Origin of the sequence: Kocuria sp. SL71 (genome assembly GCF_026672465.1) — a bacterium.
GTDB lineage: Bacteria > Actinomycetota > Actinomycetes > Actinomycetales > Micrococcaceae > Kocuria > Kocuria palustris.
Map to the genome: position 1 here is coordinate 56,789 of NZ_JAPPRE010000001.1, position 16,199 is coordinate 72,987.

The 16,199-nt window shown below is 71.1% G+C and carries 15 protein-coding genes and 1 tRNA gene; 10 read left to right on the forward strand and 6 right to left on the reverse strand.

Annotated features, from left to right (window positions below; all coding sequences use genetic code 11):
• Window positions 1-63 precede the first annotated feature (63 nt).
• From OVA15_RS00245 to OVA15_RS00255, 3 genes are all read left to right on the forward strand, one after another.
• Window positions 64-807, forward strand: a complete 744-nt coding sequence (locus tag OVA15_RS00245) for a metal-dependent transcriptional regulator (RefSeq protein ID WP_006215570.1) — start codon at window positions 64-66, stop codon at window positions 805-807.
• A 286-nt stretch (window positions 808-1,093) separates the two neighbouring features.
• The gene (locus tag OVA15_RS00250) at window positions 1,094-2,167 is read left to right on the forward strand and encodes a C40 family peptidase (protein WP_268142323.1); all 1,074 of its coding nucleotides are present in this window, start codon (window positions 1,094-1,096) and stop codon (window positions 2,165-2,167) included.
• Between the two features lie 49 nt (window positions 2,168-2,216).
• Window positions 2,217-2,522 (forward strand): hypothetical protein, encoded by a 306-nt coding sequence (locus tag OVA15_RS00255; RefSeq protein ID WP_006215568.1) that lies wholly within the window; start codon window positions 2,217-2,219, stop codon window positions 2,520-2,522.
• A gap of 36 nt (window positions 2,523-2,558) precedes the next feature.
• Here the strand turns inward: OVA15_RS00255 and OVA15_RS13185 are convergent, their stop codons facing one another.
• Window positions 2,559-3,917 (reverse strand): DUF4031 domain-containing protein, encoded by a 1,359-nt coding sequence (locus OVA15_RS13185; protein ID WP_082330863.1) that lies wholly within the window; start codon window positions 3,915-3,917, stop codon window positions 2,559-2,561.
• A gap of 98 nt (window positions 3,918-4,015) precedes the next feature.
• Between OVA15_RS13185 and OVA15_RS00270 the strand changes: the two genes are divergently transcribed.
• Window positions 4,016-4,088: transfer RNA gene (locus OVA15_RS00270), tRNA-Arg, on the forward strand.
• A gap of 52 nt (window positions 4,089-4,140) precedes the next feature.
• On the opposite strand, the gene OVA15_RS00275 is transcribed toward OVA15_RS00270, so the two are convergent.
• Window positions 4,141-4,863, reverse strand: a complete 723-nt coding sequence (locus OVA15_RS00275) for a hypothetical protein (RefSeq protein WP_268142325.1) — start codon at window positions 4,861-4,863, stop codon at window positions 4,141-4,143.
• An 81-nt stretch (window positions 4,864-4,944) separates the two neighbouring features.
• Between OVA15_RS00275 and pcrA the strand changes: the two genes are divergently transcribed.
• A complete protein-coding gene (gene pcrA / locus OVA15_RS00280; protein WP_024289080.1) occupies window positions 4,945-7,317 on the forward strand; it encodes a DNA helicase PcrA in 2,373 nt (790 codons plus the stop codon).
• A 42-nt stretch (window positions 7,318-7,359) separates the two neighbouring features.
• Here pcrA and OVA15_RS00285 read toward each other — a convergent pair whose 3' ends face one another.
• Window positions 7,360-8,127 (reverse strand): hypothetical protein, encoded by a 768-nt coding sequence (locus tag OVA15_RS00285; protein WP_268142327.1) that lies wholly within the window; start codon window positions 8,125-8,127, stop codon window positions 7,360-7,362.
• 208 nt (window positions 8,128-8,335) lie between these two features.
• On the opposite strand from OVA15_RS00285, the gene sucC reads away from it, so the two are divergent.
• The 5 genes from sucC to OVA15_RS00310 all read left to right on the forward strand — a co-directional run bounded on the left by sucC (window position 8,336) and on the right by OVA15_RS00310 (window position 13,078).
• Window positions 8,336-9,505 (forward strand): ADP-forming succinate--CoA ligase subunit beta, encoded by a 1,170-nt coding sequence (sucC, locus tag OVA15_RS00290; protein ID WP_006215563.1) that lies wholly within the window; start codon window positions 8,336-8,338, stop codon window positions 9,503-9,505.
• Window positions 9,506-9,537: 32 nt separating this feature from the next.
• Entirely contained in the window at window positions 9,538-10,455 is a 918-nt protein-coding gene (gene sucD / locus OVA15_RS00295) for a succinate--CoA ligase subunit alpha (protein ID WP_024289078.1), read from the forward strand.
• A gap of 212 nt (window positions 10,456-10,667) precedes the next feature.
• Window positions 10,668-11,027, forward strand: coding sequence for a hypothetical protein (locus OVA15_RS00300; RefSeq protein WP_268142329.1), 360 nt, complete (start codon window positions 10,668-10,670; stop codon window positions 11,025-11,027).
• A 112-nt stretch (window positions 11,028-11,139) separates the two neighbouring features.
• Entirely contained in the window at window positions 11,140-11,370 is a 231-nt protein-coding gene (locus OVA15_RS00305; RefSeq protein WP_024289076.1) for a hypothetical protein, read from the forward strand.
• Between the two features lie 58 nt (window positions 11,371-11,428).
• Window positions 11,429-13,078 (forward strand): alkaline phosphatase D family protein, encoded by a 1,650-nt coding sequence (locus tag OVA15_RS00310; protein ID WP_040561368.1) that lies wholly within the window; start codon window positions 11,429-11,431, stop codon window positions 13,076-13,078.
• A 411-nt stretch (window positions 13,079-13,489) separates the two neighbouring features.
• Here OVA15_RS00310 and OVA15_RS00315 read toward each other — a convergent pair whose 3' ends face one another.
• The 3 genes from OVA15_RS00315 to OVA15_RS00325 form a co-directional block, all read right to left on the reverse strand.
• Entirely contained in the window at window positions 13,490-14,638 is a 1,149-nt protein-coding gene (locus OVA15_RS00315) for a VIT1/CCC1 transporter family protein (RefSeq protein ID WP_006215532.1), read from the reverse strand.
• A 249-nt stretch (window positions 14,639-14,887) separates the two neighbouring features.
• Window positions 14,888-15,418 (reverse strand): TY-Chap domain-containing protein, encoded by a 531-nt coding sequence (locus tag OVA15_RS00320; protein ID WP_268142333.1) that lies wholly within the window; start codon window positions 15,416-15,418, stop codon window positions 14,888-14,890.
• Window positions 15,336-16,034 carry a hypothetical protein gene (locus OVA15_RS00325; RefSeq protein WP_268142335.1) on the reverse strand — a complete coding sequence of 233 codons (699 nt, stop codon included), beginning with the start codon at window positions 16,032-16,034 and terminating at the stop codon, window positions 15,336-15,338. Before OVA15_RS00325 ends, OVA15_RS00320 begins: the two co-directional genes overlap by 83 nt.
• Between the last annotated feature and the right edge of the window lie 165 nt (window positions 16,035-16,199).

Here is a 16,199-nt window from a genome sequence, read left to right on the forward strand (position 1 = left end):
TGCGCCGCCCAGCCGCGGCCACGTCCCCAGATGTCTGCTCGCCCCCTGCTCAGGAGCTGTCACATGACCGAACTGATCGACACCACGGAGATGTACCTGCGCACGGTCCTCGAGCTCGAGGAGGAGGGGATCCCTCCCATGCGCGCCCGTATCGTGGAGCGCCTCGATCACTCCGGGCCCACCGTCTCCCAGACCGTCTCCCGCATGGAGCGCGACGGCCTGCTGACCGTGCAGCCGGATCGCCGGCTGGCCCTCACGGAGGCGGGGCGGGAGACCGCGGTCAAGGTCATGCGCAAGCACCGCCTGGCCGAGCGCCTGCTCGCCGACGTCATCGGCCTGGACCTCTCGGTCGTCCACGACGAGGCCTGCCGCTGGGAGCACGTCATGAGCGAGGCTGTGGAGGAGCGACTCGTGGATCTGCTGCACAACCCGCAGATCTCGCCCTACGGCATGCCGATCCCGGGCCTGGCGGGCCTGGGCGCGGCCTCGGAGGAGGCCGCTCACCAGGCTCTGCTGCAGCCGCTGCAGTCCCTTCCCGGCACCGACCAGATCCTCTCGGAGGCCGCCCCGAGCGAGCTCGGCGGGCGCTTCGTGCTCAGGGGCGTCCCGGAGGTCGTGCAGACGCATCCTGAGGTGCTGAGCCTCCTGGGTCGCTGCGGGCTGCTGGCCGGTGGACCGTTCGCGGCGCGCAAGGAGGAGAGCGGTGAGGTCGTCGTGCGGGCTCTGGAGCCTGCCGAGGGCGTGGAGGCGGAGGACATTCGCATCCCGGAGGCCTCCGCCCACTCCATCGTGGTGGGGCAGGGCTGAGCCGCCCGCTGCTGAAGCGCTTCTGACGGCACCGCCGGTGACACGATCGCCGGCGGTGCCGTCGTCTGCGCGGGTCGGTTGCGCACCCGCGGCTCCACAGGCGCATCCCTCAGCGGATCATGTCGCGGCAGATGAGTGGTCCCCGCTGCTCAGCGCCCTCGGGAGTCTCAATGCGGCGAAGGGCAGCAGGCGCGCAGCGGCACGGGGCATAGCGTGCGCGGGCATCGCCGTCGTCGATGCCCGCCGCCGCGGCGGCCGCCGCACGCTTCCCGTGAGAGGTTCCGCCATGAACGCCGTCGCCCTCCGCTCCGCCGATCCCGTCCGGGAGACATGGGCCTTCGACGCCCGTGACCTCGCAGGCCTGCGATTCGCTCCCGCTCTGCGACCCCTGGCAGGTCAGATCGAGCCCATGCTCTCGGCCCGGGCCATGCGCCCTTCAGGTGGAGCCGCGAGCCGGGTCCTCAGCGGTGGCCGCACGGTTCGGGCTCCCGCGCCGCTGGCGGGTGCTGCGGGGCTCGGGCTCGTGGGGGCGGCGCTTCTGGGAGCAGCCCCGGCGCAGGCCGCTGCGATCGAGTTCCCCGCCTGGGTCACGGTCACCGGGACCGTCCCCGACGACGCCGGGCTGGATCGCGCGGCCGCCGAGGCCAACGACTGGACCTTCTCCTGGTCCACGGACGCCGACGGCGTGGTGAGCTTCGCCTACGCCGACGGCAGCCGTTCCACCTCGCTGGACCCCACGGCCCGCCATGCGGCCCAGCCCACGGCAGCAGACACCGCCGTCGGTGATCAGCTGGGCGTCCAGAGCCTCCAGGACACTCTGTGGGAGTCGGACCCCGCCCAGCCGGCGGCGGATCCCGGGCTCGACGACCTGGCCTCAGCGGCCACGGCCCCGTTCGAGCGCAGTCCGGGCGCCGAGACGCTCTCGGCAGGGCCTCAGGCAGCCCTTGCGGCCCCTGCCGCTCCTGCTCATGCGCCGACGACCGAGCAGGCCACGACCAGCGCCGCGGACACAGGCGGCGGGGTCTCGGACGAGGAGATCCTGGCCACCGCTCGGCTCGGGCTCGGCGGGCAGTACGTCTGGGGCGGCACCGATTTCAAGGCCTGGGACTGCTCCGCGTTCGTGCAGTGGGTCTACGCGCAGCACGGCCTCGAGCTGCCGCGGGTCACGTGGGAGCAGTTCGCCGCCGCCGAGCCCTCGGCGGACCCCCGCCCGGGCGACCTCGTCTCGCAGAACGGAGGATCGCACGTGGGGATCTACCTGGGCGGTGATCGGATGATCTCCGCGCTGAACCCCCAGCAGGGCACGATCGAGCACTCGGTGCACGACATGGCCCTGGACGGCTTCTACACCGTGCGCTGAGGCCACCGGCCGCGACGGCCCACCGCCTCGGCGCGGATAGGCTGGAGCCATGGCACAGGACCCTCGAGGACAGCAGCGACCCCCGGCGGACTACAGCGCGGCCGCGCGCACCGGCAGCGACCAGGAGTACACCTACCTGGCCGTGGGCATGGTGGCCGGAGCCGTCCCCGGAGTCATCGCGGGGCTGCTGGTGTCGCTGGCGATCGGGCACGCGGCCATGTGGGTCTCGGTCATCGGCGGCGTGGGCATCATCATCGGGCTCGTGACGGCCAGCATCCTGTGGCGCCGGCGCCGGACCCGTCTGCAGGCCGAGCAGGCAGGGCAGGCCCAGGGGCAGCAGCCTCCCAGGAGCTGAGCGCCGTCCCGCCGCGCAGTGTCGCCGAGCGGTTGTTCACCGCGGACCGGCGCTGAAGAACCGCGGATCCCGGCGGCGCAGCAGCGGGATGACCTGGCGGCGCACCAGCGGGGCCAGGGACGGCTCGGCCTCGGCGACCGCCTCCGGTCGCAGGTCCAGCGGACGCAGCTCCTCGATCTCCGCCTGCGGACGGGGCTGCTGCGCCTGCTCGTCCAGATCGACCGTGAAGACGGTCGAGGAGACCCAGGTGTCCGCCTCGTTGGCCGCCGGCGAGTGGAAGCGGCCCAGCAGCTGCAGGTCCTCCGCGCTGATCACGGCCCCGACCTCCTCGGCGACCTCGCGCTCAGCGGCCTGCTCGGCCGTCTCACCGGGCTCGAGCTTGCCGCCGACCAGCATGAACTTCTGCGTGCCGCGCTTGCGGACGGTCAGCAGACGACCCTCGCGCAGGAAGCACACGCCCACGATCGTGAGCACGTCCAGGCCCTCCGGCACCTGGATCTCCCGCAGGGACTCCAGGCGCAGGTCGTCGATCTCGACGGCGAGGTTCTCCGCCGCCTGCTTGGCCCACAGCTGCTGCCCCTTGGGCGTGCGGTAGAGCTCGGCCGCGGAGAGCTGCTCCAGGATCTGCAGCCGCCCCCGCACGAAGTCCGGCCGCGGCACCGAGGCGTACTCCTCGGACACCCTGCGGACGTAGTCGGCGTACACGGCCGGGGCGCCGCCCAGCACCGCCAGATCGGCATCGCACAGCAGCTGCCCCGCGTCGTCGTCGGGCCGGGGACGGTGGGAGGCGGTGAGGCGGACCAGGCGGGCGACTTCGGCGACCTCCGAGGCCTGGAAGCCGGCATCCGGCAGCAGGCGCTCGGCCAGCTCGGCGGAGGCCTCCTCATCGGCGCCGGGGCGGCCGTCGTAGACGGCGTCGTGGAACCAGGCGGCCAGCACGACGGGCCGCGGCGGGGCATCGTCGGTGAGCAGATCCAGCGCCCTCAGCACGGCCAGCAGGTGGGTGCGGTCGTGGTAGCGGCGGTGGGGCTCGCCCCAGCGCTCGAGCAGCTCGGCGCGCAGGCCGCGCAGCTCGGGGCCGATCCCGATGCCGCTGTCCCAGCGCGAGCGCAGCGCGTACTCGGCACGCTCGCTGCGACGCGCAGCCGGGATCCTCAGCCCGGACTGCACCAGGCGCCGGGCCAGCTCCTTGCCGTCGACTTCGATCGCGCCTTCGGCCACGGCCTTGTCGTAGTGGGCCACTGCGACGTCGTAGTGATCGCCGTCGAAGGCCCGGGGGCTCACGCCGATCCGCCGAGCCATCTCGTGCAGCTCGTCCAGGGAGCTGTCGGAGACCAGGTGCGAGAAGACGGTGCCATGGGCAGGCCAGCGCGCGGGATCGATGTAGACAGCCATGCGCGTCAATCTATCGCCCGGCACCGACCCCGCCCGGCACTCGCGCTGCCGCCCGCTGTTCGGAGCGGCAGGCTGCGGGCCCTATGATGGTCGCCGTCGCCCCCGTAGCTCAGGGGATAGAGCACGGCTCTCCTAAAGCCGGTGTCGCGCGTTCGAATCGCGCCGGGGGCACCCCTTCTTCCTTCTTCCGCGCTCGCACGCGGTCCTGCACCGGGCTGCCGGCTCAGGCCTGCTGGTCCTGGCGCCCGCGCTGCGCCATCTCGCCGGCGATCCGACGCACCGAGCGGAGCATGGCCCACACCAGCAGTGCGACCATGCCCAGCAGCAGCGCCCCGCGCAGGTTCATCAGCAGCGAGGCCATGCCCACCAGGGTCTCGTCCTGCGGATCGGCCACGGCGCGGTCCAGGACCGAGCTGCCGAGCAGGTAGACGATCGTGAACAGCGCCACCACGCCCAGGCCGACCCAGCGGAACAGCGCCGCGCCCCTGGACTGCAGGAGCACGAAGGCCGCCCAGCCCACGGCCATGCCCAGCGGGGCGATCAGCGCCGTGGAGCGGTGGATGGAGCGGTAGGCCTCGGCGGCGCCGTCGTCCATGGCGTCCGTGAAGCCCCGGAACCACTCGGCCTCGAATCCCAGCAGGCGCAGCTCGGGGACGCCGTGGCCGCCGGCCATGGCCGAGGCGAAGCCCGGCAGGATCACCAGGTTCACGTAGAGCAGGAACAGCGCTGCGACCGCCATGAGCACGCCCACCAGCATCATGGGGCTCGACGGCGAGCTCTCCGGCTCCGGGCGCAGCTGCTCGCGACGCTGAGCCGCTGCTGTGGTCGTCGAGGCCCCGGTGCTCCGGGCCGCCGGGCGCGATCGGGCGGCAGTGGTGCGGCCGGTCGGTGCCTGCGCAGCGCTGTCGCCGTGCTTCTTGATCTTCTGCGCCCGCGAGAGTCCCATGCCTGCAGGCTATCGGCCATGCGGCACCGGAACACGACGCCCGCTGTGCTGTCCGGCGGCTCTTCTAGACTCGAGCCCATCATGGACTTCCTCTCGGACAACCCCCTGCTCTCCTCCCCGCCGGCCTCGGGCGCAGCCAGCGCCATGGAGTCGGCTCCGGGGCGGCGCAGCCCGGAATCCCTCCTGGAGGGGCTCAACGGGCCGCAGCGCCAGGCTGTCGAGCACGCCGGCTCGCCGCTGCTGATCGTGGCCGGGGCGGGCTCGGGCAAGACCCGCGTGCTGACCCACCGCATCGCCTATCTGCTGGGCACGGGGCGGGCGCATCCGGGGGAGATCCTGGCGATCACCTTCACCAACAAGGCCGCCGCGGAGATGCGCGAGCGCGTGGTCGAGCTCGTGGGGCCGTCTGCGCGGACCATGTCCCTGTCGACGTTCCACTCCTTCTGCGTGCGCGTGCTGCGGCGGGAGGCCACCGCGATCGGGCTGAAGTCCACGTTCTCGATCTACGACTCCGCCGATTCGCTGCGAGTGATCACCGCAGTGGCCAAGCAGCACGAGCTGGACCCCAAGCGCTTCGCCCCCAAGGCGCTGCAGCACGCCATCTCCTCGCTGAAGAACGAGCTGATCGACGACGAGACCTATCTCTCCCGGGCCACCGGGTCGGATCCGTGGGAGCAGGCGGTCGCGCAGACCTACCGCGGCTACACGCAGCGGCTGCGTGCGGCCAACGCCCTGGACTTCGACGACCTCATCTCGCAGACGGTGCACATGCTGCGGGCCTTCCCTCAGATCGCGGAGTACTACCGCCGCCGCTACCGGCACGTCCTGGTCGACGAGTACCAGGACACCAACCACGCCCAGTACTCCCTGATCCGGGAGATCGTGGGGCATCAGGGTGATCCCACGGGCCTGCCGCCTGCGGAGCTGACGGTCGTGGGCGACTCCGACCAGTCCATCTACGCCTTCCGCGGGGCGGACATCCGCAACATCACCGAGTTCGAGAAGGACTATCCCTCCGCCCGGACCGTGCTGCTGGAGCAGAACTACCGCTCGACCCAGACCATCCTCTCCGCGGCCAACGCCGTGATCTCCCGCAATGCCGGGCGCCAGGACAAGAGGCTGTGGACCGCCGAGGGCGATGGCACCGAGATCGTGGGCTACGCGGCCGAGTCCGCCCACGAGGAGGCGCGCTGGATCGCCGAGGAGATCGACCGCCTCCAGGATGCCGAGGGCATCCGTCCGGCGGACGTGGCGATCTTCTACCGCACCAACGCGCAGTCCCGCTCGCTCGAGGAGATCCTCATGCGCGTGGGCCTGCCCTACAAGGTCGTGGGCGGCACCCGGTTCTACGAGCGCAAGGAGATCAAGGACGCCCTGGCCTACATGCGCGCGCTGCTGAACCCGGATGACGAGGTCACGGTCCGGCGCATCATCAACGAGCCCAAGCGCGGGATCGGCGACCGAGCCCAGGGCGCTCTGGCCGCCCTGGCCGAGCGCGACGGACTGTCCTTCATGGACGCCGCCCGCCGGGCCGAGGAGGCCCCGGGCATGGCCTCGCGCTCGCTGAACGCGGTGAAGGCCTTCGTGCAGCTCATGGACGACCTCGCGACCGTCGCGGAGGGCAACAGCCCGGCCTCGGTGGTGGAGGCCGTGCTGGAGCAGACCGGCTACCTGGAGGCCCTGCGCACCTCGGAGGACCCCCAGGACGAGACCCGCGTGGAGAACCTGGCCGAGCTCGTGGCGGTGGTCCGCGAGCACGAGCGCGAGCATCCGGAGCACGGGCTGGCGGAGTTCCTGGAGCACGTGGCCCTGGTCGCCGACGCCGATCAGATCCCCGATCCCGACGAGCAGTCGCAGGGCGTGGTGACCCTGATGACCCTGCACACGGCCAAGGGCCTCGAGTTCCCGGTGGTGTTCCTCACCGGCATGGAGCACGGGATCTTCCCGCATCAGCGCTCCATGACTGATGAGAAGGAGATGCAGGAGGAGCGGCGCCTGGCCTACGTGGGGATTACCCGCGCCCGCCGCCGCCTCTACCTGACCCGCGCGGAGAACCGTTCGCAGTGGGGGCAGACCCAGTACAACCCGCCGAGCCCCTTCCTGGAGGAGATCCCGTCCGAGCTGATCCGCTGGGAGCGCGAGGGCTCCGGCGCGCGGCCGGGCTGGGGCGGGGCCGCCTACGGCTCCGGGCTCATGGGCTCCGGCGGCTCGCAGGGCGGGGCGGCGGCCACGTTCCGGCGCGGTGCCCGCACACCGGCAGCGGGGCGCGTGGATCCGCAGCGGGAGGTCCTGGCGCTGAGCATCGGCGAGCAGGTCGACCACAAGAGCTTCGGGCGCGGCACCGTGGTGCAGCTGGAGGGCCGCGGGGACCGGGTGATCGCCAAGGTCAGGTTCGGCTCGGAGGAGAAGCGGCTGCTCGTGCGCTCGGCCCCGCTGAGCAGGGTCTCCGAGTGAGCAGGACCTTCGAGTGAGCCGCTGAGCGGCTGGCGGTCGTCTTCAGAGGAACATCATCAGGAACCACGACGCCGCCGCGCTCCAGCGCAGGCGCCCACCCACCAGCAGGTGCACGACCCCCAGCAGGGTGCAGCTGACCAGTGTCGTGAGCAGGTCGGCCCACCCGCCGACGAACAGGTCCGGAATGCCCAGCAGCAGGCCCAGCGCGATCCCGCCCAGAGGGACGCGCCGGGTCCAGGCGCGGCGGATCAGCGATTCGCCCATCGACTGGACCAGCGCCAGGATCAGTGCGAAGAGGATCGCGTAGCCCGTGTGGAAGATCACCCAGGCCGCCGTCGCGAACGCCACGGAGGTCCCGTAGGTGCCGTAGAGGCCCAGCCACAGCTCGACCGGCTGCATGGTCCAGCCGCCCACGAGCAGCGGCGGGAGGATCACGGCGGACAGCAGCGCGACCACGAACAGGGCCAGCGCCAGGGTGGGGGAGCGGGGGTCCGCCTCGACGTCCGGCTGGCGTCGTCCGGCCGTGAAGACCCGGCGAGCCCCGGAGGCCCGCTGCAGGCTCAGATATCCGCGTCGGGCGCCGAGCAGGGCGATCAGGCCCATGCCGAGCCACAGCAGCGACTGGGGCCACAGCGGAAGCAGCCTGCCGGGCGGGTCGAGCAGATCGGGGACCTCGGCCAGGGGGATGCGCAGCGCGCACAGCGCAAGGCTGATCAGCAGGACCCATGTCGAGGCTCGGAGCATGGCCGCCCGGGCGGGCGGCATGGAGCAGGGCCGCTGCCTCTCGCCGCGCCGTCGGGTTGCCTGCATGCGGGACAGTCAATCAACTCGGAGGCCCCGATGGGCGCAGGGCGGGGCCGAGGGCGAGTCCGCTAAGCTGGGTTCAGGAGAGGCACGTCGCTGTGCCCTGCGCCGGGGATGCACCCGGCGGAGCAGGGCCCGCGCGCCTCGACGGCAACGATCGGCCGCACATCCGCGCGGCCGGACCAAGAACTTCGACGAAGAAGGGCTCTCAACCGTGGACCTGTTCGAATACCAGGCACGCGACATCTTCGAGAAGCACGGCGTGCCCGTGCTCCAGGGCATCGTGGCGACCACTCCGGAAGAAGCAAAGGCAGCTGCTGAGAAGATCGGCGGCGTGACCGTCGTCAAGGCACAGGTCAAGGTCGGCGGCCGCGGCAAGGCCGGCGGCGTCAAGGTCGCCAAGACCGCCGATGAGGCCTACGAGTACGCGCAGCAGATCCTGGGCATGGACATCAAGGGCCACACCGTCCACCGCGTGATGATCGCCCAGGGCGCAGACATCGCCGAGGAGTACTACTTCTCGGTGCTGCTGGACCGCGCCAACCGCTCCTACCTGGCCATGTGCTCCGTCGAGGGCGGCATGGAGATCGAGCAGCTGGCCGTCGAGCGCCCCGAGGCCCTGGCTCGAGTGGAGGTCGATCCCGCAGCCGGGCTGACCGAGGAGAAGGCCCGCGAGATCGTCGCACAGGCCAAGTTCGACGAGGAGACCGGCGCCAAGATCGTGCCGGTGCTCGTGAAGCTCGGCGAGGTCTACAAGAACGAGGACGCGACCCTGGTCGAGGTCAACCCGCTGGTCAAGACCGGCGAGGGCGACATCGTGGCCCTGGACGGCAAGGTCTCGCTCGACGACAACGCCGACTTCCGCCACGAGGACCACGCCTCCCTGGTCGACAAGAACACCGAGGACCCGCTCGAGGCCAAGGCCAAGGAGAAGGGCCTCAACTACGTCAAGCTCGACGGTGAGATCGGCATCATCGGCAATGGCGCCGGGCTGGTCATGTCCACGCTCGACGTCGTGGCCTACGCCGGCGAGAAGCACGGCGGCGTCAAGCCTGCGAACTTCCTGGACATCGGCGGCGGCGCCTCGGCCGAGGTCATGGCCAACGGCCTGGACGTCATCCTGAACGACCCGCAGGTCAAGTCCGTGTTCGTCAACGTCTTCGGCGGCATCACCGCGTGCGACGCCGTGGCCAACGGCATCGTGAAGGCCCTGGAGATCCTGGGCGACACCGCGACCAAGCCGCTGGTCGTCCGCCTCGACGGCAACAACGTCGAGGAGGGCCGCCGCATCCTGGAGGAGGCGAACCACCCGCTGGTCACCTCCGTGGACACCATGGACGGCGGCGCCGACAAGGCCGCAGAGCTCGCCGCAGCCGCCAACTGAAACCGCCGGAAACCGAAAGCAGAGGAATCAGAATGTCCATCTTTCTGAACAAGGACTCGAAGGTCATCGTTCAGGGCATCACCGGCGGCGAGGGATCCAAGCACACCGCCCGGATGCTCGCAGCAGGCACCCAGGTCCTGGGCGGCGTGAACGCCCGCAAGGCCGGCACGACCGTCTCGCACAAGGACGCTCAGGGTGCCGACGTCGAGCTGCCCGTCTTCGGCGGCGTGGCCGAGGCCATGAAGGAGACCGGCGCGAACGCGTCGATCGTCTTCGTGCCCCCGAAGTTCTGCAAGGACGCCGTGATCGAGGCCATCGACGCCGAGATCCCGCTGGTCGTCGTGATCACCGAGGGCATCCCCGTGCAGGACGCGGCGGAGTTCTGGGCCCACGCCAAGGCGAACGCGGGTGAGGACGGCCGTCCCAAGACCCGCATCATCGGCCCGAACTGCCCCGGCATCATCTCCCCGGAGGAGTCGCTGCTGGGCATCACCCCGGCGAACATCACCGGCAAGGGCAAGCTGGGCCTGGTCTCAAAGTCCGGCACCCTGACCTACCAGATGATGTTCGAGCTGCGCGATCTCGGCTTCACCACCGCGATCGGCATCGGCGGCGACCCCGTCATCGGCACCACCCACATCGACGCTCTGGAGGCCTTCGAGGCCGATCCGGAGACCGAGGGCATCGTGATGATCGGCGAGATCGGCGGCGACGCCGAGGAGCGCGCGGCCGAGTACATCAAGGCCAACGTGACCAAGCCGGTCGTCGGCTACGTCGCGGGCTTCACCGCCCCGGAGGGCAAGACCATGGGCCACGCCGGCGCCATCGTTTCCGGCTCCTCCGGAACGGCCCAGGCCAAGAAGGAGGCCCTCGAGGCCGCCGGGGTGAAGGTCGGCAAGACCCCCACCGAGACCGCCGACCTGATGCGCGAGCTCATGGCCGGCAAGTGACCGATCCGCGCTGAGAGCGCCTGCCCTCAGCGGAATCATCGAGCACCGGGGCCCCTCCTTCAGGAGGGGCCCCGGTGCTCTCGCGCATCCGGGGCATCCCACGGCAACAAGGCACGGCGTGGTGCGCGTCACGTCCTAGGTTGGGGCCTCTCTCCGTCCGCCTGCAGGGACCCGCATGCCCGTGCCGCCTCGCCATATCGAGAGGCACCCAGATGCCCCACGACGACACCCTCCCGGCCACAGCCACGATCGACGCCGACAAGGTCGATCCGTACCTGGTGACCGGCCGCGAGACCGCGGCGCCCCCGGAGCGCATGGGCGGGCGCTTCCGCTTCCTGGGCCCCGGCATGATCACCTCCGCGGCCGTCGTGGGCTCGGGCGAGCTGCTCACGGCCACGACCCTGGACGCGCAGGTCGGCTTCATGCTGCTGTGGCTCGTGCTGATCTCGACCTTCCTCAAGGTGTGGGTGCAGATCGAGCTGGGCCACTGGTCGATCTCCACGGGCCGGGTGGCCGTCTCGGGCTACGACGACGTCCCTCCCCGACTCGGTCGGCGCGGCTGGATGTCGTAGCCGGTCCTGCTGATGTTCGCGCAGTTCCTCACGAGCCAGGCCGGTGTGATCGCGGCAATGCGCCGGGAGGCACCATCGTGAAGGTGGGCAACCTCCCCGGGGCGAGGTCCCCGTGGCCCTGGGCGGGATCGTGACCCGGGAGATCACCTACCGAGGCTCCTACCGCTTCGTCGACGAGATCTCCGATGCGCTGCGGCTGATGGCCGAGGGCGTGGACGTCTCCCCGCTGATGACGCACGAGGTGACGCTCGCCGATGCCCTGCACGGCTTCGAGCTGGCCGCGGCCCATTGCATCGCAGTGCATGGGCTCGTGACCTGGGGCATCGCGTCTTCACCTGCGTGACGACGCGGTGTCACCTCGGCGTGGGCGCGCAGACGGGCGGGGTTCGGATGATGGGGCCATGACTTCCGTCTCCCGCCGCGGTCTGCTCACCGCCACTGCCTGCACCTCCGTCCTCGCCGTCTCCGCCGCCCCCGCCACGGCCTCTCCGGCGGTCGCCTCGCCCAGCCAGCGCCCCTCGGCTGCGGGTATCGTCCGCCGCCGCCTCCACCTGCCCTCGGGCATCATGACGGGGGAGGCCTCGAAGGACTCCGTCGTCGTGTGGTCGCGCTCCTCCGGCGACGGCCGCATGATCGTCAAGGTCACCGCGGTGGACGATGCCTTCAACCCGGCCCGCGGGCGCGGGCGCTTCGAGAAGACCGTCGAGTCCGGATGGGTCACCGCCGAGACCGACCACACCGCCAAGATCGGCGTGACCGGGCTGCCCTCCGGCTCGCAGTTCCTCTACGCCGTGCAGTTCGAGGACGAGTCCGGTGTCCGCTCGCCCGCAGAGTTCGGGACCTTCCGCACCGCTCCCGAGGGGCTGCGCCCGGGCCGCGGCCAGCGCGTCCGCCGGCCCTCGGGCACCCGTCAGTCCTTCGTGTGGACCGCCGACACCGCGGGGCAGGGCTTCGGTATCAACCCGGATCTGGGCGGCATGCGCACCTACCGGGCCATGGCGGCCACGAACCCGGACTTCTTCATCCACGCCGGCGACACGATCTACGCGGACGGCCCCATCGAGGCCGAGCACCAGGAGCCCGACGGCCAGGTCTGGCGCAACGTGGTGACCGAGGGCGTGGCGAAGGTGGCCGAGACCCAGGAGGAGTTCCGGGCCCGCCATCGCTACAACATGATGGATCACAACATCCGGGACTTCTACGCGCACACCGCCCTGCTCTCGCAGTGGGACGACCACGAGACCACCAACAACTGGTACCCCGGCGAGACCCTGGAGGACGAGCGCTACACGGTCCTCGATGTCGACACCCTGGCCCAGCGGGGCCGTCGCGCGTGGCAGGAGTACCAGCCCATCGGCGACGCCCGCGCGCTCAAGCCCGGGACATCCGGCTTCGAGGATGCGCGGATCTACCGAAAGATCGAGCGCGGCTCCCAGCTGGACGTCTTCTGCCTGGACATGCGCACGTTCAAGGGCGAGAACACCGCCGGCAAGGAGGCTCACGAGACGGACATCCTGGGCGAGGAGCAGACCCAGTGGCTGATCGACGGCCTGCGGGACTCCACTGCCACCTGGAAGTGCCTCTCGGCCGATCTCCCGCTGGGGCTGGTGGTCCCGGATGGCAAGGCCCAGGAGTCGATCTCCAACACCGATCCAGGCAAGCCGCTGGGACGTGAGCTGCAGCTGGCCCGGGTGCTGAAGTCGATCAAGGACAACGGCGTGAAGAACGTCTTCGTCATCACCGGCGACGTCCACTACTGCGCCGCACACCACTACACGCCGGAGAACGCGGCCTTCCAGGACTTCCACGAGTTCTGGGAGTTCGTGGCCGGCCCCATCAACGCGGGCTCCTTCGGGCCGAACAAGCTGGACCGGACCTTCGGCCCGGAGGAGGTCTTCTCCAAGGCAGGCCCCGCCATGGGCTCGCCCCGGGACGCGGCGTTCCAGTTCTTCGGCCACGTGGACCTGGACGAGCAGGACCTCATGACGGTCTCGCTGCGCGACGGCAATGGGGAGATCGTGTGGGAGAAGCAGTTCGAGCCGCAGTCCTGAGCCGACCCGGATGAGCAGCGCCCGGACCCATCAGGGTCCGGGCGCAGTGCGTGGCATGACAGGCCGATGGCCGTGAGGTGACGGATGCAAGGCACCCGGCGCGGGGAGAGATGCGCCTCCAGAAGGAGAATGCTCGCGGCCATCGGCAGACAGTCATGTCTCAATGAAGGGAGTCGTGGGCTGAGCGACTGCTGCCACTGCTGCTGCCGGCGACGAAGCACCCCCCAGTGCGGCCGTGCCGACGTCTGCGACAGTGGTCCTTCATTGCTGTGTGGCGCAAAGGCCACGAGCCGGATCATATCCCAGCCTTGGGGACAGCGGTGCGTCCCTGCAGGAAATACGTGCCTTGAGTGATGCAGTTCACAGCGCCGGAACAGGCTCCGGACATGGGCGGACGTGCACCCGGGCCGCTCAGCCGACCGTCGTGTTGAACAGCAGGCCCAGCAGGTAGGTCGCGATCGCCGCTCCGTAGCCGATCGAGAGCTGGCGCAGGCCCCTCTTCAGCGGGGACGCCCCGGACAGCAGGCCCACGGCGCCGCCGGTGACCAGCAGGGCGATGCCCACCAGGACCATGGCCAGCACCAGTGCGGGCATGCCGGCCATCCCCAGGATGAACGGGATGATCGGGATGATCGCCCCGGAGGCGAAGAAGCAGAAGCTCGAGGCGGAGGCGCCCAGATCGGTCCCCAGGGCCACGTTGTCCTCGCCGCTGTCCGCCTGGTCGTCCTCGTCCTGGTAGGACAGCGACGGGTCGCAGTCGCAGTCGAGATAGCCCAGGCGCTCGGCCGCGCGATGTGCGGCGGCCTCGGCCGACATCCCGCGGGCTCGGTAGACCAGCTCGAGCTCATTGGCCTGCAGATCGAGCTGGGGCGCCACGTCGAGGGTGACCTGGGTGGGCAGCGAGGCATCGAGCATCTCGCGCTGCGAGCGCACGGAGACGAATTCGCCTGCGCCCATGGACAGGGCACCGGCCAGCAGGCCCGCGATGCCCGTGAAGAGCACCTGGGATCCCGCCATGCCCGTGGCGCCGACGCCCATCACGAGCGCCAGGTTGGACACGAGGCCGTCGTTGGCGCCGAAGACCGCGGCGCGGAAGTTGCCGGACAGCCGCTGCCGGCCGTCGTTGGCCAGGGCGCGCACGATCTCCTCGTGCAGGGCCTCGTCGGCGGCCATGGAGGCGGGGACATCGGCATCGTCGGCGTACGGCGAGCGCGACTCGGCGCGCTGCAGCAGCGCGAGCACGAAAACGGTGCCGAAGTGCTCGGCCAGCAGCATCAGGGTGCGGGAGCCGAGCGACGGGCGCGTGGGGCCCAGCCCGTACGGGGCGAGCTGGCTCTGCCAGTGCCGGCTGTGCCTGCCCTCGGCCTCGGCCACCTCGAGCAGGATCCGGCGGTGGCGTCCCTCGGAGCGCTCGCCCAGCCTGCGGTAGATCTCCGCCTCGGCCTGCTCCTCGGCCAGGTAGCGCCGCCAGCGGCGGACCTGGGAGCGGGTGGCTGCCCCGGGATCCCCCGGGTTCAGCGAGGCGGGGGAGTCGGAAGAGGGCGCGGGGGAGGCGTTCATGGAGGAGTCCTGTCCTGTCGAGGCTCGGGCGGTCTGGGACCAGCCTGGCCGATGGGCTGAAGGTCTCGCTCATCCGCATGCGGACGGCTCGCCGGGACTCCTCCGTGAATCCGGTATGTCGACGAGCCTCCGGGGGCCGAGGCCGCCCTGGAACTACTCCCCTTCGATCGGGCGAGTCTACCTGCCCCGCGGATCGCCGGCCCGCCTCAGGGTGTGGAATCGCTCACGGCGCGACGGCCTGGAAGAACTTCAGGATGTGGGGCGATGGAACGAGATCACCGGGGCCACTGAGTCCGAGGCCTGGGGGTCCTCCTCCGCTGAGCCGGTCTGCGCATCTCCCACGCCCCAGCAGAAGCGGTAGGGATTGCCGCACAGCCGCCCGATGCGCATGCCCTCGACCATCAGCTCGGCGGCCTGCTCAGCCGGCATGGGCCCGCAGCTCCAGGCGACCCCGCCATGGGCGGGCTGGCGCCAGCGGGGCTCGACGAAGTAGTCCTCGGCCCTCGGCCACAGGGCGCTCGGGCTGTTGACCCCGGAGAGACTGATGACGGTCCCGTCGGGCCCGGTGCGGGCCCAGGCGGACGGGGACGGGGGAGCGTCCTCCTCCGGGGGCGCGGAGTAGCGCAGGACCAGGATGTCCTTCCAGGCGAGCTCCTCGAGCTCGTCCAGCAGGCGGTCCCGCAGCTCGTCCCAGACCTCATGGGGCCACTCGCCCGGGGATGCCGGCGCTGCGATCAGTCCGATCCCGGGGTCGTCGAGCTCCAGGATCTCCCGGGCCACCGGCATGTCCCTCTGCCTCGGCTCGCCGGGCTGGCCTCCGTCCAGGCCCATCCCGTCCAGCGCGCGCCCAGTCGCCGCCGCCCAGACGGCGGGCGACGACCGAGGCGGCCGGCGGCCAGCGCAGCTGATGGGACTGCGGGACATCGGCGACGGGCCGGGTCTCCATGAGCAGCTCCTGGTACCGCGACTGGCGCAGGACCGGGCGCTGGCCCGAGTGCACCTGCTGGCGCAGCGCGCCGACCAGCATGAGGCTGTTGGCCAGGATGGCCCCGGAGGGGTCGTACCCGCCGGTCAGGTCCTCGAGGATGTCGACGTCCTCGGGGCTCAGCAGGGCTGTCGCCTGGGGATCGGGCTCCAGGCCCTCGGCCACGGCGGCCACGACCTCGACGCCCAGGCGCAGCTGGCGGTCGTCGTAGTGGGCCCGGTCGCGGGCGACCGGCTCGCCGAGCACATCCCGGCGCAGCCACGCGGCCCAGGAGCTCGGTGCCCTGTCCGGGAACAGGGTGTGCAGACGGCGGCGGATGTCGGCGGGTGCGAGCCCGGAGGCGACGAGCGAGTCGGCGACCAGGGCCGGGACGCCCTCAGAATCGGGCCGCTCCGCTGAGATGTGGGACACGGCGATCACTTCCTCGGCAGGCAGAAGGCGGTTGCGCGGCGGTGCGCGGGTGGTGTCGGCAGCTGAGCGCGCGTTCCACGGGGCGGCGGATGGCTCCGAGCGCGACCGACGAGCGGCTCATGGGCGGGCGGAGACGCCTGTCCGGACGCTTGTCGCATCCGGTCG